We start from the raw sequence: 26,379 nt of genomic DNA on the forward strand, positions 1-26,379 counted from the left end.
CCTTGCGGCGCCAGAACCTAAATCTGGTGCGTCTACCAATTCCGCCACTTCCGCATCTATTCCTAAGTGCTCTTAATTAAAGAACGTTTAGGAATGGTGGCTACGACGGGATTCGAACCTGTGACCCCATCATTATGAGTGATGTGCTCTAACCAGCTGAGCTACGTAGCCAAAACCATATTTTTTGCTCTCAACGCTTTGTTGCCTTGTCGTTGGGAACGGCGCGCATTATGCGAAGTTGAGTGAGATCCGTCAACAGTTTTTTTAAATAAATCCCCCAAAAAACATCGTTCGCTTTCTTTTTAAACAAAGAGGCGTGTTTATGATCTAAAACTGGAAATAAATTAGCTTGAAGCAAGGAACTTAACTTTGTGGCGTTTATTGCAGACATAAAAAAAGCCAGCATTACTGCTGGCTTTTTATGTAAATGAAGTGTTTGAATTTCATTCACTTAATTATACGTTGAAGCGGAAGTGTACAACGTCGCCATCTTTTACGATGTAGTCTTTACCTTCTAGACGCCATTTACCTGCGTCTTTTGCTCCGTTTTCACCGTTGTATTGGATGAAGTCTTCGTAACCAACGACTTCTGCACGGATGAAGCCTTTTTCAAAGTCAGTGTGGATCTTCGCTGCTGCCTTTGGTGCTGTTGCGCCAACAGGAATTGTCCATGCACGAACTTCTTTAACGCCAGCTGTGAAGTACGTCTGTAGACTTAGCAGTTCGTAACCAGCACGAATTACGCGGTTTAGACCAGGTTCTTCGATGCCTAGATCCGCTAGAAACTCTTCGCGTTCGTCGTCTTCTAGTTCAGCCATTTCTGATTCGATCGCTGCACATACAGGAACAACCACGTTGTTTTCTTTTGCTGCGAACTCACGTACTGCGTCTAGGTACGGGTTGTCTTCAAAACCATCTTCATTTACGTTTGCAATGTACATGGTTGGTTTTAGCGTTAGGAAGTTTAGGTAACCTACAGCTGCTAGTTCTTCTTTAGAAAGCTCAACGGTACGCGCTGAACCACCTTCTGTTAGTACAGGAAGCAGCTTTTCTAGAACTGTCAGCTCGAACTTCGCGTCTTTGTCGCCGCCTTTTGCTTTCTTCGCGTTACGCTGAATCGCGCGCTCACAAGAATCAAGGTCAGCCATAGCTAGTTCAAGGTTGATTACTTCAATATCTTCGATTGGAGATACTTTACCTGCAACGTGAACGATATTTTCGTTTTCGAAACAGCGTACAACGTGACCGATAGCGTCTGTTTCACGGATGTTCGCTAGGAATTTGTTACCTAGGCCTTCACCACGAGATGCGCCCGCAACCAAACCAGCGATGTCTACGAATTCCATTGTAGTAGGTAGAACTTTCTGTGGGTTAACGATCTTTGCTAGTGCGTCTAGACGTAGATCTGGCACAGGAACCACACCAGTGTTTGGTTCGATGGTACAGAACGGGAAGTTTGCTGCTTCAATACCCGCTTTAGTTAGTGCGTTAAACAGAGTTGATTTACCAACGTTAGGTAGACCAACGATGCCACATTTAAAACCCATGATAGTAACCTTATTCAGCTTTGAACGTGTGGAGGCGGTTTTGTGCTTTGGATAGGCCATCCTTAATCAGGATGTCTAGACAACGAACAGCTTCATCTGCTGCGGCATCTAGTAGCTCTTGCTCTTTCGCTGGAGCTTTACCTAATACAAAACCTGCCACTTTATCTTTGTGTCCCGGATGGCCAATGCCGATACGAAGACGATAAAAATCTTTGTTGTTGCCCAGTTTGCTTATTGTGTCACGTAGTCCGTTGTGGCCCCCGTGGCCACCACCTTTCTTAAACTTAGCGACACCTGGCGGTAAGTCTAGCTCGTCGTGAGCAACCATGATCTCTTCTGGCTTAATTTGGTAAAACTTCGCCAAAGCAGCGATCGCTTTTCCAGAGAGGTTCATGAAAGTGGTAGGGATAAGCAAACGGAGATCCTGGCCGTTGACCATGATGCGTCCGGTTAGGCCAAAGAACTTTGGTTCGTTCTTCAGGGTAACGTTATGGACGCGTGCTAATTCTTCTACAACCCAAGCGCCCGCATTATGGCGAGTTTTGGCATATTCTGGTCCCGGATTAGCAAGACCAACAAGAAGTTTGATTGGTTGAGTCAAGGTTAGGATCTCTCTGGAATCTCAAAAAGCGCAGTATAATAGCACAGAATTCTCACAGTGGGCGACCAAGGGATTTTCTGCCTATCGATACAAATAAAAAAACACCCCATAGAGGGGTGCTTTTGAAATCAGTCTAACTGAAATGTTCAGATTAGTTGAACATTGCAGAGATTGACTCTTCGTTGCTGATGCGACGGATTGCTTCAGCTAGCATACGAGATAGGCTTAGTGTGGTTACTTTGCCTGTCGCCGCCATCTCTTTAGAAAGAGAGATAGAGTCAGTTACGATAACTTGGTCAAGAACAGAGTTCTTAATGTTGTCTGCAGCGTTACCAGAGAATACAGCGTGAGTTGCGTAAGCGAATACACGCTTAGCACCGCGCTCTTTTAGCGCTTCAGCTGCTTTACATAGAGTGCCACCTGTATCGATCATGTCATCAACGATCACACAGTCGCGACCTTCAACATCACCGATTAGGTTCATCACTTCAGAAACGTTTGCACGTGGACGACGCTTATCAACGATAGCAATATCGATGTCGCCTAGCGCTTTCGCCGTTGCACGAGCTCGAACCACACCACCTAGGTCAGGAGAAACCACTACTGGGTTATCTAGACCGCGAGATTGCATGTCTTCAAGTAGTACAGGAGTACCGAAGATGTTATCTACAGGAACATCGAAGAAGCCTTGGATTTGCTCTGCGTGTAGGTCGATAGTAAGAACGCGGTCAACACCAACGTTAGATAGGAAATCAGCAACAACTTTTGCAGTAATTGGCACACGAGCAGAACGTACACGACGATCTTGACGGGCGTAACCAAAGTAAGGGATAACTGCAGTGATACGGCCTGCTGAAGCACGGCGCATTGCATCAATCATAACAACCAATTCCATTAGGTTGTCGTTAGTCGGTGCACAAGTGGATTGAATGATGAAAACATCGCTACCACGAACATTCTCATTGATTTGAACTGCAACTTCGCCATCAGAAAAGCGAGAAACAGATGCATCACCAAGAGAGATGTAAAGACGATCAGCAATACGTTGGGCTAGTTCAGGTGTTGCGTTACCAGCAAATAGCTTCATATCAGGCACGGTGGAAACCTCGGGTTTGCGTCCAGTTTTAAATAGGTCGGTGTGAGGCTGATTGGTATTCAGCCAAAGTCTCTTTTAGTGGCGAAATATTGCGCCCTTGAGCGACAAATGCCGAGACTTTATCAGAGAGTTGTGCAAGGATAGTTTCTGCTTCCGATTTGCTCGAAAATTCAGCAAAAACGCAAGATCCTGTCCCCGTCAATCTTGACGGCGCGTATTGTAGCAGCCATGAAAGTTGCTTATCAACCTCTGGGTAGAGCATTCGTACAATTTTTTCGCAATCGTTTACGCTTGGCGCGTTCAAAAGTGTTTCTAGATCTCGTTTTGGTGTGTTTCGTGTCAGATCTGGATGACGGAATATATCCGCTGTCGCAATAGAAACATTTGGTCTCACGACGAGATACCACTTTTCTTCCGGGTTGGCTGGAGAAAGCTTCTCACCCACACCTTCAGCAAAAGCGGAAAAACCGCGCACAAAAACAGGCACGTCAGCGCCCAGTTTTAGGCCAATTTCGGCTAATTCATCATCAGTTAAATTGAGCTGCCACAAGTAGTTGAGTGCCACAAGTGTCGTAGCAGCATTTGAAGAACCTCCGCCAATTCCCCCACCCATTGGTAAAATTTTGTGCAGTTCGATATGCGCACCAAAAGGGCTGTGAGCGTAATTTTGCAGCGCAGTTGCAGCTTTCCAAATTAAATTGTCTTGAAGAGGCACACCTTCTATCTCTGGAAAAATCGTAATATCACCAGAATGGTTTGCTTGAATGGTGAGCTCATCTCCGTGATCGACGAATTGGAATAAGGTTTGTAACTCGTGATAGCCGTTTTCTGTGCGGCCATTGATGTATAGAAAGAGATTCAATTTCGCCGGAGACGGCCAGCGGGTTGAAGTTTCGATCATTGGGTGATGTTCCATTTTGTGATCACTAGATTGATTTTTACGTCTGATGTCGTCAGCTTTAGTTTATTCGGTAATGGAAGCGTCTGTTCGTGCCATTCTACGTCGCCATAACGTTCGTAAGCGATTTTCCAGTCGTTGAGACCTATCTGTTTGTCTAAGGTTTGCAGTGTGTTGGCTGGAGAAAGCTGGAATGTATCTGCATCTGTAGGTAAACCGAGTAACCAGTCGGGCATGTGGTCAACTGGCATCATCAAGCCTGTGAGGCGATAAATCAGTTGATTAGCGTTGCGTGCTGAAAGGACTTGGTCATCATACGTTTCAACCGTTGCCCCTTGTGGGGTAATCGTCAGTTTTAATGCGGTTTGTCCCAATACAGTGGTTAATCGAAGTTGGCTTAAAGCGGTGGAGTGCTTCCAAAAAAAGTTCAGACTTTGTCTTTGGTCGGGGCCGATGTAGCCTAATTTCCCGGTCGCTTGAAAATCATGGATGGTTTCAAGACGTTGTTCATGAGCTTGCCATTCGACGCTGGTGACGCTTTCAGGAACGGAACTACACCCAGCGAGAATAAGGCTCGACAAGAGAAAGATGAGAAAGGAACGTAAGGTCATGTTTGATGGCTTATTAATCAGTTTCATCGGGAATCGCTCACAACTATAGCATTGAAAAGACGGACTTAGGAAAACAAATCCGGCTTACCCTTTCAATAAATGCGTGCTTACAGTAAAATTCTGAACCTATTTTATAACCGATCTCAGAGATACCACGTTAGATGTCCTTGCTTGCTATTGGAATTAATCACAATACAGCGTCTGTTGACTTGCGAGAGAAAGTGGCGTTCGGGCCTGATAAGCTCGGCCCTGCACTTGAGCAACTCAGAGAGCACGAAGCGGTTAACGGCAGTGTGATTGTTTCAACCTGTAACCGTACTGAGTTGTACTGCGACGTTAAGCAAGGAGCGCGAAACAAGCTGATCGATTGGCTCGCTCAATTTCACCAAGTGAGCCGTGAAGACTTGATGCCAAGTTTGTATGTACACGAAGAACAAGCGGCAATTAAACACTTGATGCGCGTCTCATGTGGCCTTGATTCACTGGTACTTGGTGAGCCGCAGATCTTAGGTCAAGTGAAACAGGCATTTTCTGATTCACGTGATCATCAAGCTGTAGACTCGTCGATTGATAAGCTGTTCCAAAAAACGTTTTCTGTTGCAAAACGAGTTCGTACGGAAACTGATATCGGTGGCAATGCTGTGTCGGTGGCTTACGCCGCATGTACATTAGCAAAACACATTTTCGAATCGTTATCTGACTCGACAGTCTTACTTGTCGGGGCAGGTGAAACCATCGAACTGGTCGCGAAGCACTTAGCGTCGAACGGCTGCACAAAAATGATAGTCGCAAACCGCACCAAAGAGCGTGCTCAAGGGTTAGCTGAGCAGTTTGGTGCAGAAGTAATCAGCCTGAACGAAATCCCAGACCACCTCGCAAGAGCGGACATCGTGATTAGCTCAACAGCGAGTCCGTTGCCTATTATTGGTAAAGGCATGGTTGAAACAGCGCTGAAACAACGTCGTCATCAACCTATTCTGTTAGTCGATATTGCTGTACCACGTGATGTGGAAGCGCAAGTTGGCGAATTGAACGATGCTTATCTGTATTCGGTGGACGACTTGCAGTCGATCATCGATAGCAATATTGAGCAACGTAAAGTTGAAGCGATTCAGGCCGAAGCTATTGTTAGTGAAGAAAGTGCGTCGTTTATGACGTGGCTACGCTCACTGCAAGCGGTTGATAGTATTCGCGATTATCGTAAGTCGGCGAACGAAATACGTGAAGAGTTACTGAGTAAAAGCCTGCAATCATTGGCAGCTGGCGCAGACCCGGAGAAAGTACTGCGCGAACTTAGTAATAAACTCACCAACAAACTGATTCACGCCCCAACACGCGCACTACAAAGTGCGGCGGAACAAGGCGAACCAGCAAAATTAACGATTATCCGCCAAACGCTTGGCTTAGATGATCTGTAACTCACGCTTTTTATTAAGAAAACGACACTATGAAAGCCTCTATTCTGACTAAGCTAGAAACGCTAGTAGAACGTTACGAAGAAGTTCAACATCTTCTTGGTGATCCTGATGTAATTGGAGATCAGGACAAATTCCGTGCTCTATCAAAAGAGTACTCTCAGCTAGAAGAAGTAACTAAGTGCTTCCAAGCTTACCAACAAGCTCAAGACGATCTTGCTGCCGCTGAAGAGATGGCAAAAGAAGACGACGAAGAAATGCGTGAAATGGCTCAAGAAGAGATCAAAGACGCGAAAGAAGCGATTGAACGTCTTGCTGATGAGTTGCAAATTCTTCTTCTTCCAAAAGATCCAAATGATGATCGTAACTGTTTCCTTGAAATCCGCGCTGGTGCTGGCGGTGATGAAGCAGGTATCTTCGCTGGCGACCTATTCCGTATGTACAGCAAATACGCAGAAAAGCGTGGCTGGCGCATTGAAGTGATGTCTTCAAACGAAGCGGAGCACGGTGGTTACAAAGAGATGATCGCGAAAGTGAGCGGCGATGGTGCATACGGCGTACTGAAGTTTGAATCTGGCGGTCACCGTGTACAACGTGTACCAGCGACAGAATCTCAAGGTCGTGTGCATACTTCTGCGTGTACAGTAGCGGTCATGGCGGAAATCCCAGAGGCGGATCTGCCAGAAATCAAAGCGGCAGACCTAAAAATCGATACGTTCCGTGCATCTGGCGCGGGTGGTCAGCACGTCAACACCACGGATTCTGCAATCCGTATTACTCACTTACCAACGGGTACAGTGGTAGAGTGTCAAGACGAGCGTTCACAGCATAAGAACAAAGCGAAAGCGATGGCAGTACTGGCTGCTCGTATCGTTCAAGCGGAACAAGAGCGTCGTGCGGCAGAAGTGTCTGACACGCGCCGTAACCTACTAGGTTCTGGTGACCGCAGTGACCGTATCCGTACTTACAACTACCCGCAAGGCCGTGTTTCTGACCACCGAATCAACCTAACCATCTACCGTTTGAACGAAGTGATGGAAGGCGACCTACAAAGCTTGATTGACCCAGTGGTTCAAGAACACCAAGCAGACCAACTAGCGGCGCTATCTGAGAACGCTTAATCGATGAGCCAAGTTCAATCCATTGAGCAAGCACTGAAAAGTGCGACGGCAAAACTGACAGAAGGCGGCAAAGAGTCGCCTTCTCTCGATGCAGCTGTCCTTCTTTGCCATGTTCTTGGCAAACCGCGAACCTATTTGCTAACGTGGCCAGAAAAAGCATTGGAACCTGAGCAACAAGCGCAGTTTGATGCTTTACTCGCAAGGCGCTTAGCAGGCGAACCCGTTGCTTACATTATTGGTGAGCGTGAGTTTTGGTCTCTACCTCTCAAAGTTTCTCCTACTACCTTGATCCCAAGACCAGACACCGAACGTTTGGTGGAAGTTGCTTTGGATAAAACCTATGGGCAGACCGGATCGATTCTAGATCTAGGCACGGGGACAGGAGCAATTGCGTTGGCATTAGCGTCTGAGCTACCGAATCGTCAGGTAATGGGAGTTGACCTCAAACAAGAGGCCAAAGAGCTTGCTGAGTACAATGCCGCGCAGCTAAACATCAAAAATGTGACGTTTGACCAAGGTAGCTGGTTCGAGCCTATTGCAGAGGGAACAAAGTTTGCTTTAATTGTTTCCAATCCGCCGTATATTGACGAGAAAGATCCGCATTTATCCCAAGGTGACGTTCGTTTTGAGCCAAAATCCGCGCTGGTCGCTGATGAAAATGGCTTAGCGGATATTCGCCATATCTCCGATTTGGCTCGTCAGTATCTTGAAGAGGGCGGTTGGCTTGCCTTCGAACACGGTTACGACCAAGGCGAGGCGGTTCGTGAGATCATGAGTGGCTTTGGTTATCAGCAAGTTGTCACCGAAAAAGATTATGGTGGGAATGATCGAGTTACCCTCGGTTGCTACCAGCCTTCATAAGAACGAGCAAGTCAGCAGTAATTTATTAAAAGAGAAGAAAAATGTACGTAGCTCTAAAACATATTCACCTTGTCACCATCGCACTGAGTGCCACATTGTTGTCGATTCGATTCGCGTTAATGATGATGAACTCTCCAAAGCGCAACCATCGTTTTCTGAAAGTTTTTCCACACATTGTTGATACCGCGCTGTTGTTGTCAGGTGTTGCTTTGATCTTTGTTACTGGCTTCATTCCATTTACAGACTCAGCACCTTGGCTAACCAACAAGATCACATGTGTGTTGGCGTACATTGCTCTGGGCTTCTTCGCTCTGAAATTAGCTAAAAATAAATTGCTGCAAATTTTCGGTTTCTTTGGCGCACTCGGTTGGTTGGTCATGGCGGCTAACATCGCCGTGTCTAAGAGTCCAACTTTATTTGGGTAATCGTCATGCTTGAGTTTTTTGACGAAGATTTTGACAACATGGCGCTGGTGGAAGGAGCGTTAGAGCTCAATAAATCCGTTAATCCAGAAACCAACGTCCATTGGGCTAAGCAAGAGCTAGAGCGTCTGTACCAAGAAGCAGAAGCAACGCTTATCCATGAAACAGATGAAGAGCAGCGTTTCGACTCTTTCCTACGTCTGTTTTTCCATGAGTGGGGCTTCAAAGGTGACGACCAAGAGTACTTTATCTCTGACAACAGCTTTATCGATAAAGTGCTAGAGCGTAAAAAAGGTATACCGGTCAGCTTAGGTGCAATTTTATTGTACTTAGGCAATCGTCTTGGCTTCCCTATGAAAGGTGTGACATTCCCAACTCAGTTCCTAATTAAAGTGGATTGGATGCACAAAACACCAGACTACATTAACCCGTTCAACGGGGAGTATGTTGGTGAGAAAATCCTTCAAGCTTGGTTAATCGGTCAAGAAGGACCGTTAGCGCAACTTAAACCAGAACATTTTGACGAAGCGGATAATCCGACAGTGATTGGTCGCTGGTTGGCGTTGATTAAAAGCGCGATGCTGAGAGAAGAGCGTTACACACTGGCGCTGCGCTGTACTAATCTGGCATTGACCTTTGTGCCAGATGACCCATACGAGATTCGTGATCGCGGTTTTATCTTCCAACAGCTTGAGTGTCATCAGGTCGCGGTATCTGACTTTCAGTACTTTATTGACCAATGTCCCGACGATCCTGCGTCTGAGCTACTAAAATCACAAGTTAATGCGATGAGTGAAAAACACGTCACGCTTCACTAATTTTATCGGAGTGCCCAAGCGTGGCATACCGTGGACAGAAAAAAGAGAATCATAATGGAACAGAAAATCGTTAATATCGGCGACATTCAGGTTGCTAACGACAAGCCATTCACCCTATTTGCAGGTATGAACGTTCTTGAGTCTCGTGAGCTTGCTATGCAGATCTGTGAGCATTACGTAAAAGTAACAGACAAACTGGGCATTCCTTACGTATTCAAGGCGTCGTTCGACAAAGCAAACCGCAGTTCTGTTCATTCATACCGTGGCCCAGGCCTTGAAGAAGGTATGAAAATCTTCCAAGAGCTAAAAGACACTTTTGGCGTTAAGATCATCACTGACGTTCACACAGAAGCACAAGCTCAACCTGTCGCAGACGTGGTAGACGTTATTCAGCTTCCTGCATTTCTAGCTCGTCAAACTGACCTAGTTGAAGCAATGGCGAAAACAGGCGCAGTGATCAACGTGAAGAAACCTCAATTTATGAGCCCTGGTCAAGTGGGTAACATCGTTGAGAAATTCGCAGAATGCGGTAACGACAAAATCATCCTATGTGAGCGCGGCTCTTGCCACGGTTACGATAACCTAGTTGTAGACATGCTTGGCTTTGGTGTAATGAAGAACGCGTCGAAAGGTAGCCCAATCATCTTTGACGTAACGCACTCACTACAAATGCGTGACCCATCAGGCGCAGCATCTGGCGGCCGTCGTGAGCAGACAGTTGAGCTTGCAAAAGCGGGTCTAGCGACAGGCATTGCGGGTCTATTTATCGAAGCGCACCCGAACCCAGATCAAGCACGTTGTGATGGCCCATCTGCACTGCCTCTAGACAAACTAGAGCCATTCTTGGCGCAAATGAAGTCACTAGATGACTTGATTAAGAGCTTTGAAAACATCGATATCAAGTAATGAATCGTTACTGTTCATGATGAAAAATAAAATAGCCAACCTAGAGTTGGCTATTTTTTTATCTGATAAACCGTAAATTCTCAAACTTGTTACTGATGAATTTGTTATTGCTAAACAATGCATCATAATTATGAAATCAATGTGTTAGGGTGCGCGTGGTTTTCAAATAGCTCTAATGTTTGAAAATGTGCATCAGTAATCCCGATAAGAAAAAGGAAAAAAAATGAATCAGCGTCTGATTATCAAAACCGCTTTGAGTGCCGCTATTTTGGCCTCGCTGGCTGGATGTGCTTCACAACCTGCTCATGAATGGAATGCAGATACCACTTATAAATTGACTGTCTTACACACCAACGATCACCACGGTCGTTTTTGGCAGAATAAACACGGTGAGTACGGCATGGCCGCGCGCAAGACGTTGATCGATGATCTGCGTGATGAAATTCAAGCAGAAGGAGGCAGCGTGCTGTTGCTGTCTGGTGGTGATATTAATACCGGCGTTCCTGAATCTGATTTACAAGACGCTGAACCAGATTTCAAAGGCATGAGTAAGATTGGCTACGACGCGATGGCGTTAGGCAATCACGAATTTGATAATCCGCTAGATGTGCTATTCAAACAGCAAGATTGGGCTAACTTCCCAATGCTGTCAGCCAACATCTACGACAAAAAAACGGGCAAGCGTTTATTCCAACCTTACGCGATGTTCAATAAGCAAGGCATTAAAATTGCGGTTATTGGTCTGACAACAGAAGATACCGCGAAGTTGGGGAACCCTGAGTTTATCGGTCAAGTGGACTTCCGCGACCCGAAAGCGGAAGCGAAAGAGCTGATTGCAGAACTGAAAAAAACAGAAAATCCGGATCTGATTTTCGCTGTTACGCACATGGGTCACTACGAAAATGGCAACCGTGGCATCAATGCGCCGGGTGATGTAGCTTTGGCGCGTTACCTTAATGAAGGCGATTTGGACATGATTGTGGGTGGTCACTCACAAGAGCCCGTTTGTATGGAAGGTCCTAACGTTATCAAAAAGAACTTTAAACCGGGTGATGAGTGTCAGCCAGACCAACAAAACGGTACTTACATTATTCAGGCGCATGAGTGGGGTAAATATGTTGGCCGTGCCGATTACGAATTCCGTAACGGCGAACTATCAATGGTGAGCTACGATCTTATTCCTGTAAACTTGAAGAAAAAAATCAATGTGGATGGTCAATCACAACGTGTGTTTGTTCAAGATGAAATTACTCAAGACAAAGCGATGTTGGACTTCCTTCGTCCTTTCCAAGAAAAAGGCCAAAGCCAGCTGAATGTGAAAATTGCGGAATCAAACGGTAAGCTAGAGGGTGACCGTGATGTCGTGCGATTCCAACAGACGAATCTAGGTCGTTTAATTGCAACGGCTCATATGGAACGTGCAAAAGCTGATTTCGCAGTGATGAACTCAGGTGGTGTGCGTGATTCTATTGAAGCTGGTGAAATCACATACAAAGATGTGCTGACCGTGCAGCCATTTGGCAACATGGTTTCTTACGTAGATATGTCTGGTCAAGAAGTCTTGGATTACCTAAATATTGTTGCAACCAAGCCAGTTGATTCAGGTGCTTACGCGCAGTTTGCGGGTATCTCTATGCGTATTGAAAATGACAAAGTCACCAATGTATTTATCGGTAACAAGCAACTGCGTTTAGATGGTCGCTATCGCTTCACAGTACCAAGTTACAACGCTTCTGGTGGCGATGGTTACCCTAAAATTGATACGCACCCTGGCTACGTCAACACAGGTTTTACCGATGCAGAAGTCTTGAAAGACTATCTAGAAAGCCATAGCCCAATTGACGTTAACGAATACGCACCTTCTGGTGAGGTGATGTACCAAACAAACAATGTAGTCAATCAATAGAGTTTGATTGCGAAAAAGCGTTTGACTCAAACTCGCTGATATCATTAACTAAAAGCGCAGCTCCCATTGATGGGGGCTGCGTTTTTTATTTTTATAAGGAGAATCTTGATGACTCCGGCCATTAATCTTGCGAAAAAGAAAAAAGTTCCTCACACCATTCACCAGTATGAACATGACCCGAGAGCAGACAGCTATGGGTTAGAAGCGGCTGAAGTGTTGGGGCAAGATCCTAAAAAAGTATTCAAAACCCTGTTGTTTTGCCTTAATGGCGAGCCCAAAAACTTGGCAGTAGCCATCATTCCTGTGGATCAAAAACTGAATCTAAAATTGGCAGCCAAAGCAGCAAAGGGTAAAAAAGCCGACATGGCAGATCCAGACATCGCCCAAAAGACAACGGGTTATGTAGTTGGCGGCATTAGTCCACTTGGACAAAAGAAAGCGTTGCCAACCTTTCTACATGAAAGTGCAAAAGAACAAGAGACGATTTGTGTGAGCGCGGGTAAACGAGGCTTAGAAATTGAGCTTGCTCCGCAAGATCTTGTGGCTTTGACCAGAGGGCAGTTTGCCCCATTATGCTTGTAAGCCAGTTTGGGTTGAATGACCAACAAAGAAAAAGGACGCGAAAGCGTCCTTTATTGTTATTTTTTGAGGCTTAATGTGCCACTAGTGCGTTTTGCCGGTTTACTTGTCGTATTCGGATTGACGTAATGCTGCTTCGGTTTGCTCGGTGTTTGAGGCTTGTTTTGCGGTCTGCCATGCTCACCTTGTGGCTTCGCACGTTCACCTTGAGGTTTCGCTTTGTAATGCTCTTTCGCAGGGCGTGAGTTTTCATCATCACGTTGACGGCGCTTTTGCTGGCCTTTTTTAGAGTTAGGTGCATGACGGAACTCGTCAGCGTTATTACCACGGAAGGTGCGCGTTTTTTGATTGCGACGAGCAGTCGAACCTTGGTTCTCTTCACGGCTATCAAACAGTTTCGCATCAGTCGCTTTACGAATATTACGACCTCGAGAATCTGTCTTTGACGCTTCCTCGGTACCAACTGAGCCATCGCACATTGCTAAAATTTCTGCGACTTCGTCATCGGTTAGGTAACGCCATTTACCATTTGGAATACCATCTAGAGAGATGTTCATGATGCGTACGCGGCGAAGTTTAAATACTTCGTAGCCGAGTGCTTCACACATACGGCGGATCTGACGGTTTAGGCCTTGCGTCAAAACAATACGGAAAGAGAACTTGGTTTCTTTCGTGACTTTACAAGGGAGTGTTACGGTATCGAGGATTCGAACACCGCTCGACATCTGTTTTAGGAATTCGTCCGTAATCGGCTTGTCGACACGCACCACGTATTCTTTTTCGTGGTTGTTACCAGCGCGCAGAATCTTGTTCACGATGTCGCCATCGTTAGTCAAGAAGATCAAACCATCCGAAGGTTTGTCGAGTCGACCAATTGGGAAAATACGCTTTTTGTGACCGATGAAATCGACGATATTGCCGGGGATATCACGCTCAGTCGTACAAGTGATGCCTGTTGGCTTGTTGAGGGCGATATAAATCGGCTTTTCTTTTGAAGCGACAGGCTTGCCATCAACACAAACGTCGTCACCAGGTAGTACTTTAGTGCCCATTTCTGGCTGTTTGCCGTTAATGGTCACTCGACCTTCTTCGATCAGTTTATCGGCAGCGCGACGTGAGCAAAAGCCCGTTTCGCTGATGAATTTATTTAAGCGTTTCGCGTTGTCTTGTGACATATCGGTCTCCTAACGTTTCACAACGGCGGTGAATTTGATGACCCTTCCCGCGAGTGGGAAGGGGAAATAAGGTCGGGCATTCTAGCACCGAGGAGAAACTTAACCTAACCGTTTTTGATGACGTTCGCGGTTTTCTAGTTTCTTGTCTGCGCTTTTTCTTAGCAATACATAAACAGCACCACTGCCACCGTGAAAGCGTTGTGCACTGTGCACGCATTGCACTTCTTTTATTTGTTGTAACCAACTGCTGACGAAGCTTTTCATTAATGCTGGTGGATTCGAACGTTCGCCACGGCCGTGCACAATCACAACAGTACGAATATCCATTGAGATACATTGCTTTAAGAACTTCACTACTTCATCACGTGCTTCTTTCAGCGTTTTACGATGCAAGTCTAAACGGGCTTGGATAGGGTACTTGCCAAGGCGAAGTTTGCGAAATACACCATCTTGAACACCATCTCGTTTGAACTCGACGAAGTCATCGGGTTTGAGCATTTCTGCATGATCGAGAGAAAGGTATTCTGGGTCATCTTCGGTGAGCCAAATCGCTGCTTCGCGTTTGGCAATATGTGCATCAGTCACTTGGTGGACTTTTTTGTGTTCAGCAGTGTCTTGGTTGATTGGCTTAACATCGCCCATCATCTGTTGAAACAGTTCAAAATCGTCATCGTGAGACATAGTGGCAATCTCATAAGAACAGGATAGGTAGATAGGATTATATCAACGAGATGTGGCAGAAGATCAAATAAAAAACCGGAGCAGGCAAGTAACCGGCTCCGGTGCAAAGCGTTTCTAGAGCTAAGCGAGATCTAGTGAGGAGATTTGTCGTTCATGATCTTATAGATGAAGAAACCGCCGTAAAACAGCATCAGACCAAATGCCCCAAAGATTACTATCATTGACGATAGACCCACTGCATTACCAAATAGGAGATCAAGCCAAAAGTCCATATGTTTCCTCCAAGATATTCCCGACAGGCATAAAACTAAATGGCGGTGTTTTTTTGCACACTGATCTGGATCAATTATGTTGCTAAGGTTAATAAACTGTGTTTTATTGTGGGTTATCAATCACATTTTACGTGCTAGTGTTCAGTTATTCATCAAACGAATTAAGACATTACGTTTTTTTGCAAAAAGCACTTGCGTCTCCGATCAGAATCCGTAATATACGCATCGTTGACGGGGACAAGACCCCAGTTAAACATCTCGGTGAATAGCGCAGCTTGGTAGCGCATCTGGTTTGGGACCAGAGGGTCGGGGGTTCGAATCCCTCTTCACCGACCACTTTCAAAGAAGCCGCAGCAGAAATGCTGCGGCTTTTTGCATTCGAACATCGGGTCGGGGTCTGGGAGCCCAGCCGCGTCGAATCTCTCTTCACCGACCATTTTTAGAAAGCCTGCTCAATGAGCAGGCTTTCGTCGTTCTAGCGCTAGCAATTTTAGAGGTCAATGGTATAGAGCTAAATAGGGTTTGCCTGAAGTTAGAACATGGCTCTTCATCGACCATATTAAGAAAAAGGCTCTACAGAAATGTAGAGCCTTTTTCGCATGTGTAATGATGGTTTGGCTGGGTTTTAAATATTGCACTTTGCTTTGCGTGTTTTACCAAGCGAGGTAATTTCAAATCCCCGTTGTGCGAGCAAATCGATAAGGTTGTCTTTCCCCACCAGATGCAGACTTCCAACCACAACGGTGTAGCGACCTGACTTTTTAGGCAGCACACTGCCAGTATCGAGTTTTTTCGCCCAATCACGGTTGCGAGAATATAAGAACGCTTCGTTAAAATCTGCCGTCGCTTTGTCTGTTAAAGATGCCTCTTCCAGCATACTTCCATCACCACTTTTCCAGCTTTCTATCAAACACTGTACAAGCTTGTCACCACCTTCGTATTCGTCTATCGAGGACAGCAGCATTTCTTGCCCACCATTTGGCTGACCAGCAATAAGATCGATTTGAAACTGCACCGATTCTAACGAGAGGACTGGTAGGCGCTTTTTCTCTGCTAAACCAATTAGATGCATGTCTACACCTTTGTCTGATACGTAGCCAAGCTTATTGACTAGCGCGAGTTGGATGGTCAGAGCTGCGGTCCAAGGTGGCGCATTGAGAAGTTGCGCTTCCGCCATGCCTAGATCTTTGGCGATGTTCACTAACAGTTGGCGTTGAGTTTTGTCGAGTACGTCTTTAGAGAGAATCGAACTCACTGGGTACACCACACCTTCAGAGCTTCTTACATCGGCCTCAATAATTAAGCCTGAGCTTTGTTCCAAAAACTTAGTGATGTTTTTCGGAAGTGGATACATGCTTTTATCACCGACATGTACGGAGCCGATAATCATGTATTCCGTGTCGCCTTTTTTAGCTCGCCAGTGTTGAGGCTCAGCGTAGGACGAAAAGGAGGTAAAGATAACAATAAGAGATGACATCAGTGTCATTAGGCGAAACATAGTTTTTATCCTCGGCTGAATCTTATGGTGAGACTCTGATTTCAGCATCTACAACTCACAGGGGATATTACTTTATACCCAAATAAAGCTTAGACACCAGAGCTCACTTTAAAACTATTTTTTGCAACGATTGGATAGACCAACCAATCGACAAAAACGTCATTTCAAACAATATTGACGAGTTTTGACACGCTAAAAATGAGATTGACTTCACGAAAGCTAAATTGGTGAGTTTGTTATTAATGGTTCACAAAATAATCAGATGTGATCCGAATCCTACAAAGTCATACCAAATCAATCGGAATCGGTGATTTAGATCGCAACAAACTCGTCAAAATAAGTTGTTCGATTTTGACGTTGGTTGTAAGTGTATGAAATAAATGTGTTTATATTTTTTCTTGGTGAGTGGAGTTTGAGCTGGATCACTTCTTACTTTTATTTATTTTACGCTTAGAAATAACTGCTTGTATGTTGAATGACATTGTTGAGCACCACAGATTTGGGTGCTTTTAAATTGCGTAATTGTCGTTTTGAACCACTGACTTTTTGGGGAAAGTAAGATGTTGAAACCTAGTTTGATTGCTGCTTCTGTTATTGCAACACTAGCAGGTTGTTCTGCTCTGCAAAGCTCTGAGCAACAAGTTGTAAATTCACTGGCTGATAACCTTGATATCCAGTATCAAGTGCTCACTAACCATGGTGCTAATGAAGGTCTTGCATGTCAGGATTTGGGCGCTGAGTGGGCATCTTGTAACAAGGTCAACATGACGCTAGTAAACCAAGGCGAAGCAGTTAACTCAAAAGATTGGACGATCTACTTTCACAGCATTCGTTTGATCCTAGATGTCGACAATGAACAGTTTAAAATCTCTCGCGTAACGGGTGATCTACACAAACTTGAACCAACTGATAAGTTTGATGGTTTTGCAGCGGGTGAAGAGGTGGTTCTTCCTCTGATCGGTGAATACTGGCAGCTTTTTGAAACAGACTTTATGCCGGGTGCATTTGTTGCAGCGCCAAACGCTGAACCTAAAATGATCGCTTCTCTCAATACTGAAGATGTGGCTTCTTTTGTCACTGGTCTTGAGGGTAATAACCTAAAACGTACACCAGATGACAACAACATCTTTGCCAGTGCGGTATCGCGTTTCGAGAAGAACGACGACTTAGTGAAACAAGACGTCTCCACGACGTTGTTACCAACGCCAATGCACGTTGAGGCGGGCAAAGGCAAAGTCGATATTACAGAAGGTATTGCGCTGCCTAAAGACGTATTTGATGCGGCTCAGTTCGCAGCGATTCAAGATCGTGCAGAAGTGGTAGGTGTGGATGTTCGTGGTGATCTTCCTGTAAGCATCACTGTTGTTCCTGCAGACTTCACCGGTGAATTAGCAAAATCGGGTGCTTACGAAATGAGCATCAACGGCGACGGTATCGCGATTAAAGCATTTGATAAAGTGGGTGCTTTCTACGCGGTACAATCTATCTTTGGCCTGGTAGATAGCCAAAATGCTGATTCTCTACCACAACTGTCCATCCAAGACGCTCCTCGTTTTGACTACCGTGGCGTGATGGTGGATGTGGCTCGTAACTTCCACTCTAAAGATGCCATCCTTGCAACGCTAGACCAAATGGCGGCGTACAAGATGAACAAACTGCACCTTCACCTAACGGATGATGAGGGTTGGCGTCTTGAAATTCCGGGTCTGCCAGAGCTGACTGAAGTAGGTTCTAACCGCTGTTTTGACCTTGAAGAAAAAAGTTGCTTGTTGCCACAACTAGGTTCTGGCTCAACTTCTGACAACTTCGGTTCGGGTTACTTCAGCAAAGCAGATTACGTGGAAATCTTGAAGTATGCGAAAGCACGTAACATTGAAGTAATTCCTGAAATTGATATGCCAGCACACGCTCGAGCAGCAGTTATCTCAATGGAAGCACGTTACAACCGCCTAATCGAAGAAGGTAAAGAAGCGGAAGCGAACGAGTACCGTCTGATGGATCCTCAAGATACATCGAACGTAACAACGGTTCAGTTCTACAACAAGCAGAGCTTTATCAACCCATGTATGGAATCTTCCACTCGCTTCGTAGATAAAGTGATTTCAGAAGTCGCAGCAATGCACCAAGAAGCGGGCGCACCGCTAGCAACATGGCACTTTGGTGGTGACGAAGCGAAGAACATTAAGCTAGGCGCTGGTTTCCAAGATGTGAACGCTGAAGACAAAGTAAGCTGGAAAGGTACGATTGACCTGTCTAAACAAGACAAGCCATTCGCACAGTCTCCACAATGTCAGACGCTAATTGCAGACGGTACGGTAAGCGACTTTGCTCATCTACCAAGCCACTTCGCAGAAGAAGTGTCGAAGATTGTGGCTGAGAAAGGCATTCCAAACTTCCAAGCTTGGCAAGATGGCCTTAAGTACAGCGAAGGTGAGAAGGCATTTGCAACCGAAAACACACGCGTTAACTTCTGGGACGTTCTGTACTGGGGCGGTACTTCATCAGTGTACGAGTGGTCTAAGAAAGGTTACGACGTGATCGTTTCTAACCCTGATTACGTGTACATGGATATGCCATACGAAGTAGACCCGAAAGAGCGTGGCTACTACTGGGCAACACGAGCAACAGATACTCGTAAGATGTTCGGTTTTGCGCCAGAGAACATGCCTCAGAACGCGGAAACCTCAGTTGACCGCGATGGCAATGGCTTTACTGGTAAAGGTGAAATCGCAGCGAAACCTTTCTACGGTCTATCTGCACAGCTTTGGTCTGAAACCGTACGTAACGATGAACAGTTCGAGTACATGGTATTCCCACGCGTACTTGCTGCAGCAGAGCGTGCATGGCACCGTGCTGAGTGGGAAAACGATTACAAAGTGGGTGTTGAATACTCGCAAAACTCGAACCTAGTAAACAAAGCCGCGCTAAACCAAGACTACAACCGCTTTGCAAACGTACTTGGTCAACGTGAGTTAGCTAAGTTAGAGAAATCTGGTATCGACTACCGTCTACCAGTACCAGGTGCGAAAGTAGAAGATGGCAAGCTAGCAATGAACGTTCAGTTTCCTGGCGTGAAGCTTCAATACTCTCTAGACGGCAAAAACTGGCTGAATTACGCAGACAATGCTCGTCCAAATGTGAAAGGTGAAGTGTTCATCCGATCTGTATCGGCAACAGGTGAGAAAACAAGTCGTGTGACTAGCGTAAAATAATACGATTCTTGTAAGTTAATTTTTGGCAAAGCCTCAACGTATGTTGAGGCTTTCTTTATTTTTAAGGGAAATTAAGTGTGATCGAAGTCTTAATATTTTGCATTGATAAATAAGTTTTGGTGTTAAAGATAGAAATTAAATGTGAAGTGAGTCGGGTTATTTCGCCATTTATTAAATCGTTAGTTGTTTATGATCACATTTTATTTTTTTGACGAATTTTTATAAATCAACGCAAGTGTCTGTAATTAGCAGTGTTTTTATTATGGTTATAGAGTCGGGTTTGAACGAGATCACTTTTTAAACGGATTTATTTTCCATTGCGAATTAATTATTTCAGTATGGCCACCGCCACGGAGGCACATTCCAAGGCTTGCGATGATCGGGAAAAGAAGCCCATGGAACCATCGCATAACGTGAATAATTAAAGGCAGTAATTATGAAAAACATCTTTGCACTGAGTGCTCTTTCACTCGCTTTCGCTTCTAGCGCTTTTGCTGGTTCTTCTTACGTAACGGGTAACGTTCAATTCCACGATGATGGTCGAATTCATGGCTCTGACGTGACGTCTACCCTTGAAGCTGGTCATACTTTTGATAACCAATTTGGTGGCTTTACGGTTTACACTGAGTTTGATGGTATTCAACTGGGTAAGTTGGAAACTGAAAATGGCGGTGCAGGCAATACGACTCCTGCAATTACCGTGGGTGGTGAGCAGTCATTCAACATTACCGATCATCTATGGGTTGCGGCGGGTTACCAACACCTGTTTTCTGCCGGTGAGAACGTGCAATATCGTCCACTGGTTAAGATCGGCTACAACTTCGATAACGGCATCTCATTAAGTAACCGTACTCGTGCTCACATCGACGCTACAGACGCAGATGCGGATACAGATTACCGCATGGATAACCGCATCGGTTACGTGATGAATGAAGATGTGACGCTGAGCTACAACAACGTTTACATGATTGAAGCAGAAACTATGGATCACGAGTTCCGTGCGACATGGACGCGTAAAGGTGTTCAGCCTTACTTTGAATTACGCTCTCAAGCTCATGGCGCAGAAAACGCGAGTGGCGACAGCCTAGTGAATAACGCTTTTGTATTTGGTGCTTCTTACGGCTTCTAATTTTATATTTGTCTTAACTGTCCATTAAGAAAAAGCCCAGCAATTGGTTTGCTGGGCTTTCTTATTACTTGTCGTTACCTTCGTGGCGGCGGTATTCGAAAACTTGGCCTTTTTCGTTAAAGGCGTAGACCGTGTAGCTGTCTTTTTTGTCGCCATATTCCATACCCGGAGAGCCCATTGGCATACCTGGTACAGTTAAACCTTTCGCGTTACGTGGTGGATTTTCTAAGAACGCTTTAATGTCTTCGGCTGGAATGTGACCTTCGAACACATAGCCGTTGATCTCTGCCGTGTGGCAAGAATAAAGCTGTTCGTTCTTGATGCCTAGATCGCGTTTGATGGCGTTCATGTCATCGTGCAATTTTTCTTCGACCGTAAAGCCGTTCTCTTCCATGTGTTTTGTCCATTCTCCACAACAGCCACAGTATGGCGATTTGTGGTTAATGACATCGGCTGCCAATACGTTGGCGGACACGGTCGCAAGCATTGCAAAGGTCAATAGTTTCAACTTCATAATACCCTCAAAAAGAAGTGGTTATTTTACTGAAAACAGTCGTAGTCGATTTGCATTACTAACGACAGTAATTGAAGATAGTGCCATTGCCGCTCCTGCGACAACAGGACTGAGCAAAAATCCAAACGCTGGGTAAAGCACGCCAGCGGCAACTGGAATACCCAACGAGTTGTAAACAAAGGCACCAAATAGGTTTTGCTTCATATTTTTAAGTGTAGCGCGAGACAGTTCAATCGCATGTACTACCGCCATTGGTGACGTGTTCAGGATGGTCATTTGCGAACTTTCAATGGCGACATCACTGCCGCTACCCATGGCAATACCAAGGTTGGCTAACGCGAGAGCAGGGGCGTCGTTAATGCCATCCCCCACCATTGCCACGACATGTCCTTGAGATTGAAGTTGCTCAATGTGCTGAGCTTTTTCATCTGGCATTACTTGGGCGATCACTTCATCAATGCCAAGTTCTTGGCCGATAGCATTGGCAACGTGTTGGTTATCACCCGTCAGCATTACCGTTTTGATGCCTTGCGATTTTAATGCAGAGAGCGCTTGTTTCGCATCTGATTTGATTGGGTCGGCAATGGCAATCAGACCGATCAGTTCGCCGTTCAATGCCACAGCTACCGGAGTCCACGCATTTTTTGCGCATTCATCGATGTCTGGTTTTAGTGCGCTGGTCTCAACGTTTTCTGCTTGCATGAACTGCAGCGAACCAATAAGCAGCGGTTTGTCTTGATACGTCGCCAAAATGCCGCGTCCGCGAACGTTCTCAAACTTGTCTAATGAGACGTCTTTTGCGTTGTGTTGTTTGGCATAATCACACACCGCTTTTGCCAGTGGGTGCTCAGACTGACGCTCTGCCGCATACGCTAAAGCCAATAGTTCTTCTTGGCTGGTGGCGTGAGTAAACACTTGCTGAACGCTCGGTTTTCCTTGGGTCAGTGTGCCCGTTTTGTCGAATACAACCGTGTCGACTTTGCTTGCCAATTGCAGAGCATCGGCGTCTTTGATCAAAATGCCGAGTTCTGCGGCTTTACCCACTCCCACCGTGACAGAAAGTGGGGTTGCTAAGCCTAGAGCACAAGGGCAGGCGATGATCAGTACCGTTGTGGTGACCACAAGCATATAACTCGCTTTTGGCTCTGGGCCAACGGCAAACCAAACGATCGCGGCCAGTATTGCTATACCAACAACGACAGGGACAAACACCGATGAAATCTGGTCTGCCAATTTCGCGATGGCAGGCTTACTGCTTTGCGCTGTGCGCACCATGCGGATGATACGAGCCAGCATGGTATTTGCGCCAATGCCCGTTGCCTCAATGATTAAGGCTCCATCTGTGTTCAAAGTACCTGCGGAGACTTGAGCCTCTTGCGCTTTTAATACAGGAACAGGTTCACCAGTGAGCATAGATTCATCAATGTACGATTCACCTTGAATCACAACGCCATCAACAGGCACTTTCTCGCCTGGTTTGATACGCAGTTTCATGCCTAACGTGATTTGCTCAACCGTTATTTGTTGGTCGCCTTGTTCCGTGATGACCGTAGCTTGCTGAGGTTGTAAGTTAATCAACGCTTGTAAGGAACGCGTTGTGTTCGCCTTAGCTTTAGCTTCTATATAGTGACCAAGTGAAATCAAACCAATGATCATCGCGCTGGCTTCAAAATAGACATGACGAGAAGCCATTGGGAACCAGTCAGGAAAAATCACCACCAACATCGAGTAAAACCATGCCGCACCCGTACCGAGTGCAACCAAGGTATCCATTGTGGCGCGTTTGTGAGTGGCCGCTAACCAAGCGTTACTGAAGAAGTGTTTACCCGCCGTGGCAAGAAGGAGCAAACATACGATACCGATCGCGCCCCAAGCCAATTGGTCGTTGGTGTTGCGAATCATCATATTGCCGCCAGCAACGCCCCAAATCATTAAAGGGGCACCGACGACAAGGCCAGCAATAGCATCCAGTTTGAAGCGTTTTTGCTGCTGACGTTGTTGCTGCGCTTGTTTTTCTTGCTGGGTTGCGGCGTCTTGTAGAATTTCACCTTGATACCCGGCTTGTTTAACCGATTCTAAAATCTCGGCGTGCAAGTCGTCAGAATCGTTATCGACAAAAACCAACGCACTTTGCTCAGCCAGGTTGACTTGCGCTTTTTCAACGCCTTGGACTTGAGTCAGCGCTTTTTCAACAGAGGCAACACAGCTGGCACACGTCATCCCTTGAATCAGCATTTGTAATTGTGTCGCGCCTGCTGGTGGTAGCTCTTCAATTTTAACTTCAGGCTCACCGTGATGTTGCTGCTCAACTTGAGTTGGCGTGTCTGCCTTTTGTGGAGCTGATACATTTGTTTCTGTATTTGCTTCTGTGATCACTTCGGCACTTGCGCTATAGCCTAAGCTTGCCACCAAATCGATGACTTGCTCTTGTGTCAGAAGAGTATGAATGCGTAAGTGCGTTGTCGAAGCTTCGAAAGAGACAATATCTTGATTGGACTCTAATAAAGAAGAGAGTTTTTTAACGCAGCCACCGCAGCTTAGCCCCGATAGTTGGAGCTCATAATGGGTACCAGCTTGGTAACCAAGGGATTCAATTGAGGCGACCACGTCAGATAAAGACGCATCCGTCTTTAATTCTACAGAGGTCGGAGACAAATTGATGATTTCAACATCGTGATTAGCGTGTAACGCTTTCTCTACTTTCCTTGCACAACCCATGCAGTTGAGCCCCGATAACGGTACAACGAACTGGTTCATAAACTTGTCCTCAATAATAGCGATGTAGAGAGCTTAAACCTTACATCAAGGGGAAGGTCAAGCATTTCATTGGCGAAACAATTTCGTCAAAACTGTCAGTAAAGCTCAGTTTCTTCCTCTGTTGTGTTGCGAGTGATCTCAAGGTTTTTTCTCTCTGAATATAAAGTTCCGTTAAAACTCCTAAAACATGAATGAAGTCGCTCACGAATTTGAAGCTTTTCTTATGTCAGAACAGCGTAAAAACTCACTTTTGACGTTTTTATTTTTTTATTTATCTATATAAATAATTGAAAAATAAGGATTGATATTGTTTTTGATCTTCTCATTTTGAACTTGCTCAGATTGCTGCTGGGAAAGTTTTTTACTGCGAAAAAAGTTTGTCATATTTGCCCCGTCCAAACATTGTTTCAAGTTCCTGCAATGTCCTAGTTAGCGAATTTGAAAATGGAAAAAACTAAAAATATAGGGGTTAAAAATGTCTTACCTAAAGAAAAGCCTACTTGCTACGGCAATCACAGGCATGATGTTCAGTGGTGCAGCTCTTGCTGATGGCGCAAACAGCGATGCTGCGAAAGAGTACCTAACAAAAGATTCTTTCTCTTATGAAGTTTACGGGATCATCGCGATGCAGGCCGCGTACCGCGATTACGATTCTGGCAGCAAAGCAACGGATGACGACCTAGGTGGCATGCAGCTAAACAACGAATCTCGTATCGGTTTCCGTGGTAAAAAACAATTTGCTAACTTCGGTCCTACCTTTATTTGGCAAATCGAAGGTGGTTACGTAGACCCTAGCTTTGGTGGCGAGGGTGCTGGTCTTGGTGAGCGTGACACATTCGTCGGTTTTGAAAGTGCTTCTTGGGGTCAAGTTCGTCTAGGTCGTGTTTTGACACCTATGTACGAGTTGGTTGACTGGCCAGCATCTAACCCAGGTCTAGGCGATGTTTACGACTGGGGTGGTGCAATCGGTGGTGCTAAGTACCAAGACCGTCAATCAAACACCATTCGTTGGGACTCTCCAATGTACGCAGACAAGTTCTCTCTAGACATCGCTGCGGGTGCTGGTGATAAAGCGGGTCTGGGTGCTGGTGACGATTACTGGGGCGGTATCGCGGCTCACTACAAGTTAGGTCCACTACAATTGGATGCTGCTTACGAAGGTAACCGTAACATTGAATCTGAAGGTCAAACTTGGGAAAACAACACGTACCTAGTTGGTGTTCAAGGTTGGTTTGATAACGGTATTTCGTTCTTCGCTCAATACAAATACATGGAAGCGGACGCAAGCAACGGCGTGAACGAGAAGCAAGATGCAATGTCTGCAGGTCTGATGTACACAACAGGTGACTGGCAGTACAAGCTAGGTTACGCAGCGAACTTCGACCTAGAACGTGACGGTAAGACAATTAACGATACAGCAGACGATGTACTATCTGCACAAGTTATGTACTTCGTAGACCCATCTGCAGTGCTTTACGTACGTGCTCGTACTCTAGACTTCGGTGACGGTGCGTCTCAACTAGATAAACCAGCAGAAGCGCGTTGGAAGTCAGCTGACTACGATGAGTTCTCTGTAGGTGTTGAATACTACTTCTAATAAAGAAGCAGCTTAAAGGGCGGAAACGCCCTTTTTGTCTTGATACTTATTCATATAAGCCATTGAAATGACTGGCCTGTAAGTTTCAGTGGCTTATCTAAATTGGTATAAAGTGAGAAACCATGATGAAAAAAACAACGACACTTCTTGGAATTTGCGCAATCCTTTCTGCGCCTGCCTTCGCTGCTCAGTTGACTCTGCAAAAGGAATTAGTGCCTCGCGTTATTAATGGTGAGTTCGTTTACCCTGAGTGGATCTCTGACAACAACAGTATCGAGCTAAAAGACGGTGAAAACCAGTTAGCGGTGACTGTTGGTCAAATTGTGTTTGAAGATGGAAAGCGCCGTAAGTTTGATTCGCAGCCTCTTTTATTAGAGTTTGATGCAGAAAAAGATGCTGAACTTTCTCTGACTTACAAAACCTTCCGCACCATTGAAGAAGCGAAAGCCTTCGAACTCGATCCAAAAGTGGTACTAAAGGATAAAAACGGAAAAGAAGTGGATTTCTCTATGGTTCAGCTCCGTAAAGGTGGTTTGCAAGGTTTTCGTGATTACGAGCGAGAAGTGGCCGACTACAACAACGCAATGAACAAACAAGCGACTAAGAGCAGTATCGCGCAATCTCCTGCGGTGACGAAAACATTGAAAGAGTCGTTCAATGAACTCAGCCGTGAAGAGCAACAAGAGTTCATGCAATGGGCGATGCGTAACCTGAAGTAATTTCGTCTCGCGCTTAAACAATAAATAAGAGGGCAGTACCTATA

24 protein-coding genes and 2 tRNA genes are annotated in these 26,379 nt (G+C 45.5%); 13 read left to right on the plus strand and 13 right to left on the minus strand.

Annotated features, from left to right (window positions below; genetic code table 11):
* Window positions 1–94: 94 nt before the first annotated feature.
* The 7 genes from OU793_RS18745 to lolB form a co-directional block, all read right to left on the minus strand.
* Window positions 95–171 (minus strand) — tRNA-Met (locus OU793_RS18745).
* Between the two features lie 19 nt (window positions 172–190).
* Window positions 191–451 carry a hypothetical protein gene (locus tag OU793_RS18750; RefSeq protein WP_011105709.1) on the minus strand — a complete coding sequence of 87 codons (261 nt, stop codon included), beginning with the start codon at window positions 449–451 and terminating at the stop codon, window positions 191–193.
* Between the two features lie 4 nt (window positions 452–455).
* The gene (gene ychF / locus OU793_RS18755; RefSeq protein WP_005496175.1) at window positions 456–1,547 is read right to left on the minus strand and encodes a redox-regulated ATPase YchF; all 1,092 of its coding nucleotides are present in this window, start codon (window positions 1,545–1,547) and stop codon (window positions 456–458) included.
* Window positions 1,548–1,557: 10 nt separating this feature from the next.
* Window positions 1,558–2,148, minus strand: coding sequence for an aminoacyl-tRNA hydrolase (gene pth / locus OU793_RS18760; protein WP_005496173.1), 591 nt, complete (start codon window positions 2,146–2,148; stop codon window positions 1,558–1,560).
* 151 nt (window positions 2,149–2,299) lie between these two features.
* Complete coding sequence (locus OU793_RS18765) at window positions 2,300–3,244, minus strand: ribose-phosphate pyrophosphokinase (RefSeq protein WP_005496171.1); 945 nt, start codon at window positions 3,242–3,244, stop codon at window positions 2,300–2,302.
* A gap of 28 nt (window positions 3,245–3,272) precedes the next feature.
* Entirely contained in the window at window positions 3,273–4,160 is an 888-nt protein-coding gene (gene ispE / locus OU793_RS18770; protein WP_140103904.1) for a 4-(cytidine 5'-diphospho)-2-C-methyl-D-erythritol kinase, read from the minus strand.
* Entirely contained in the window at window positions 4,142–4,780 is a 639-nt protein-coding gene (lolB, locus tag OU793_RS18775; RefSeq protein ID WP_015296355.1) for a lipoprotein insertase outer membrane protein LolB, read from the minus strand. Before lolB ends, ispE begins: the two co-directional genes overlap by 19 nt.
* Before the next feature lie 134 nt (window positions 4,781–4,914).
* Between lolB and hemA the strand changes: the two genes are divergently transcribed.
* From hemA to ybaK, 8 genes are all read left to right on the plus strand, one after another.
* Window positions 4,915–6,171: a glutamyl-tRNA reductase gene (hemA, locus tag OU793_RS18780; protein ID WP_005496164.1), complete on the plus strand. Its 1,257-nt coding sequence runs from the start codon at window positions 4,915–4,917 to the stop codon at window positions 6,169–6,171.
* Between the two features lie 29 nt (window positions 6,172–6,200).
* Window positions 6,201–7,289 (plus strand): peptide chain release factor 1, encoded by a 1,089-nt coding sequence (prfA, locus tag OU793_RS18785; RefSeq protein WP_140103905.1) that lies wholly within the window; start codon window positions 6,201–6,203, stop codon window positions 7,287–7,289.
* Between the two features lie 3 nt (window positions 7,290–7,292).
* A complete protein-coding gene (gene prmC / locus OU793_RS18790) occupies window positions 7,293–8,150 on the plus strand; it encodes a peptide chain release factor N(5)-glutamine methyltransferase (protein ID WP_020904133.1) in 858 nt (285 codons plus the stop codon).
* A gap of 41 nt (window positions 8,151–8,191) precedes the next feature.
* Entirely contained in the window at window positions 8,192–8,575 is a 384-nt protein-coding gene (locus tag OU793_RS18795; RefSeq protein ID WP_005468486.1) for a SirB2 family protein, read from the plus strand.
* A 5-nt stretch (window positions 8,576–8,580) separates the two neighbouring features.
* Window positions 8,581–9,390, plus strand: a complete 810-nt coding sequence (locus OU793_RS18800; protein ID WP_005481357.1) for a SirB1 family protein — start codon at window positions 8,581–8,583, stop codon at window positions 9,388–9,390.
* 54 nt (window positions 9,391–9,444) lie between these two features.
* A complete protein-coding gene (kdsA, locus tag OU793_RS18805; protein ID WP_025525374.1) occupies window positions 9,445–10,296 on the plus strand; it encodes a 3-deoxy-8-phosphooctulonate synthase in 852 nt (283 codons plus the stop codon).
* A gap of 223 nt (window positions 10,297–10,519) precedes the next feature.
* Window positions 10,520–12,202 (plus strand): bifunctional UDP-sugar hydrolase/5'-nucleotidase UshA, encoded by a 1,683-nt coding sequence (gene ushA / locus OU793_RS18810; protein ID WP_140103906.1) that lies wholly within the window; start codon window positions 10,520–10,522, stop codon window positions 12,200–12,202.
* A gap of 108 nt (window positions 12,203–12,310) precedes the next feature.
* Window positions 12,311–12,784, plus strand: coding sequence for a Cys-tRNA(Pro) deacylase (gene ybaK, locus OU793_RS18815; protein WP_005481362.1), 474 nt, complete (start codon window positions 12,311–12,313; stop codon window positions 12,782–12,784).
* Window positions 12,785–12,840: 56 nt separating this feature from the next.
* Here the strand turns inward: ybaK and rluF are convergent, their stop codons facing one another.
* The 3 genes from rluF to OU793_RS18830 all read right to left on the minus strand — a co-directional run bounded on the left by rluF (window position 12,841) and on the right by OU793_RS18830 (window position 14,909).
* Window positions 12,841–13,956 (minus strand): 23S rRNA pseudouridine(2604) synthase RluF, encoded by a 1,116-nt coding sequence (gene rluF, locus OU793_RS18820; protein WP_005496155.1) that lies wholly within the window; start codon window positions 13,954–13,956, stop codon window positions 12,841–12,843.
* Window positions 13,957–14,055: 99 nt separating this feature from the next.
* On the minus strand, window positions 14,056–14,637 hold the full coding sequence (gene smrA, locus OU793_RS18825; protein ID WP_005481355.1) for a DNA endonuclease SmrA: 582 nt from the start codon (window positions 14,635–14,637) through the stop codon (window positions 14,056–14,058).
* Window positions 14,638–14,768: 131 nt separating this feature from the next.
* Complete coding sequence (locus OU793_RS18830) at window positions 14,769–14,909, minus strand: DUF3149 domain-containing protein (protein ID WP_005489851.1); 141 nt, start codon at window positions 14,907–14,909, stop codon at window positions 14,769–14,771.
* 259 nt (window positions 14,910–15,168) lie between these two features.
* Here OU793_RS18830 and OU793_RS18835 point away from each other — a divergent pair.
* Window positions 15,169–15,245 (plus strand) — tRNA-Pro (locus tag OU793_RS18835).
* Between the two features lie 289 nt (window positions 15,246–15,534).
* Here OU793_RS18835 and OU793_RS18840 read toward each other — a convergent pair.
* Window positions 15,535–16,407 carry a TraB/GumN family protein gene (locus tag OU793_RS18840; protein ID WP_021449670.1) on the minus strand — a complete coding sequence of 291 codons (873 nt, stop codon included), beginning with the start codon at window positions 16,405–16,407 and terminating at the stop codon, window positions 15,535–15,537.
* Window positions 16,408–16,967: 560 nt separating this feature from the next.
* On the opposite strand from OU793_RS18840, the gene OU793_RS18845 reads away from it, so the two are divergent.
* Both OU793_RS18845 and OU793_RS18850 read left to right on the plus strand, forming a co-directional pair.
* The gene (locus OU793_RS18845; protein WP_140103452.1) at window positions 16,968–19,619 is read left to right on the plus strand and encodes a beta-N-acetylhexosaminidase; all 2,652 of its coding nucleotides are present in this window, start codon (window positions 16,968–16,970) and stop codon (window positions 19,617–19,619) included.
* A 436-nt stretch (window positions 19,620–20,055) separates the two neighbouring features.
* Complete coding sequence (locus tag OU793_RS18850; RefSeq protein ID WP_005453980.1) at window positions 20,056–20,748, plus strand: oligogalacturonate-specific porin KdgM family protein; 693 nt, start codon at window positions 20,056–20,058, stop codon at window positions 20,746–20,748.
* Window positions 20,749–20,812: 64 nt separating this feature from the next.
* Here OU793_RS18850 and OU793_RS18855 read toward each other — a convergent pair whose 3' ends face one another.
* Both OU793_RS18855 and OU793_RS18860 read right to left on the minus strand, forming a co-directional pair.
* On the minus strand, window positions 20,813–21,262 hold the full coding sequence (locus OU793_RS18855; protein WP_005454003.1) for a DUF411 domain-containing protein: 450 nt from the start codon (window positions 21,260–21,262) through the stop codon (window positions 20,813–20,815).
* A gap of 21 nt (window positions 21,263–21,283) precedes the next feature.
* Window positions 21,284–24,019: a heavy metal translocating P-type ATPase gene (locus OU793_RS18860; protein ID WP_140103454.1), complete on the minus strand. Its 2,736-nt coding sequence runs from the start codon at window positions 24,017–24,019 to the stop codon at window positions 21,284–21,286.
* A gap of 475 nt (window positions 24,020–24,494) precedes the next feature.
* Between OU793_RS18860 and chiP the strand changes: the two genes are divergently transcribed.
* Together chiP and OU793_RS18870 are read left to right on the plus strand one after the other, a co-directional pair.
* Window positions 24,495–25,616, plus strand: a complete 1,122-nt coding sequence (chiP, locus tag OU793_RS18865) for a chitoporin (RefSeq protein ID WP_005454008.1) — start codon at window positions 24,495–24,497, stop codon at window positions 25,614–25,616.
* A 122-nt stretch (window positions 25,617–25,738) separates the two neighbouring features.
* The gene (locus tag OU793_RS18870; protein ID WP_005453993.1) at window positions 25,739–26,335 is read left to right on the plus strand and encodes a DUF2057 domain-containing protein; all 597 of its coding nucleotides are present in this window, start codon (window positions 25,739–25,741) and stop codon (window positions 26,333–26,335) included.
* Window positions 26,336–26,379: the final 44 nt, after the last annotated feature.

This window comes from Vibrio sp. VP6 (genome assembly GCF_028823755.1).
Lineage (GTDB): Bacteria > Pseudomonadota > Gammaproteobacteria > Enterobacterales > Vibrionaceae > Vibrio > Vibrio parahaemolyticus.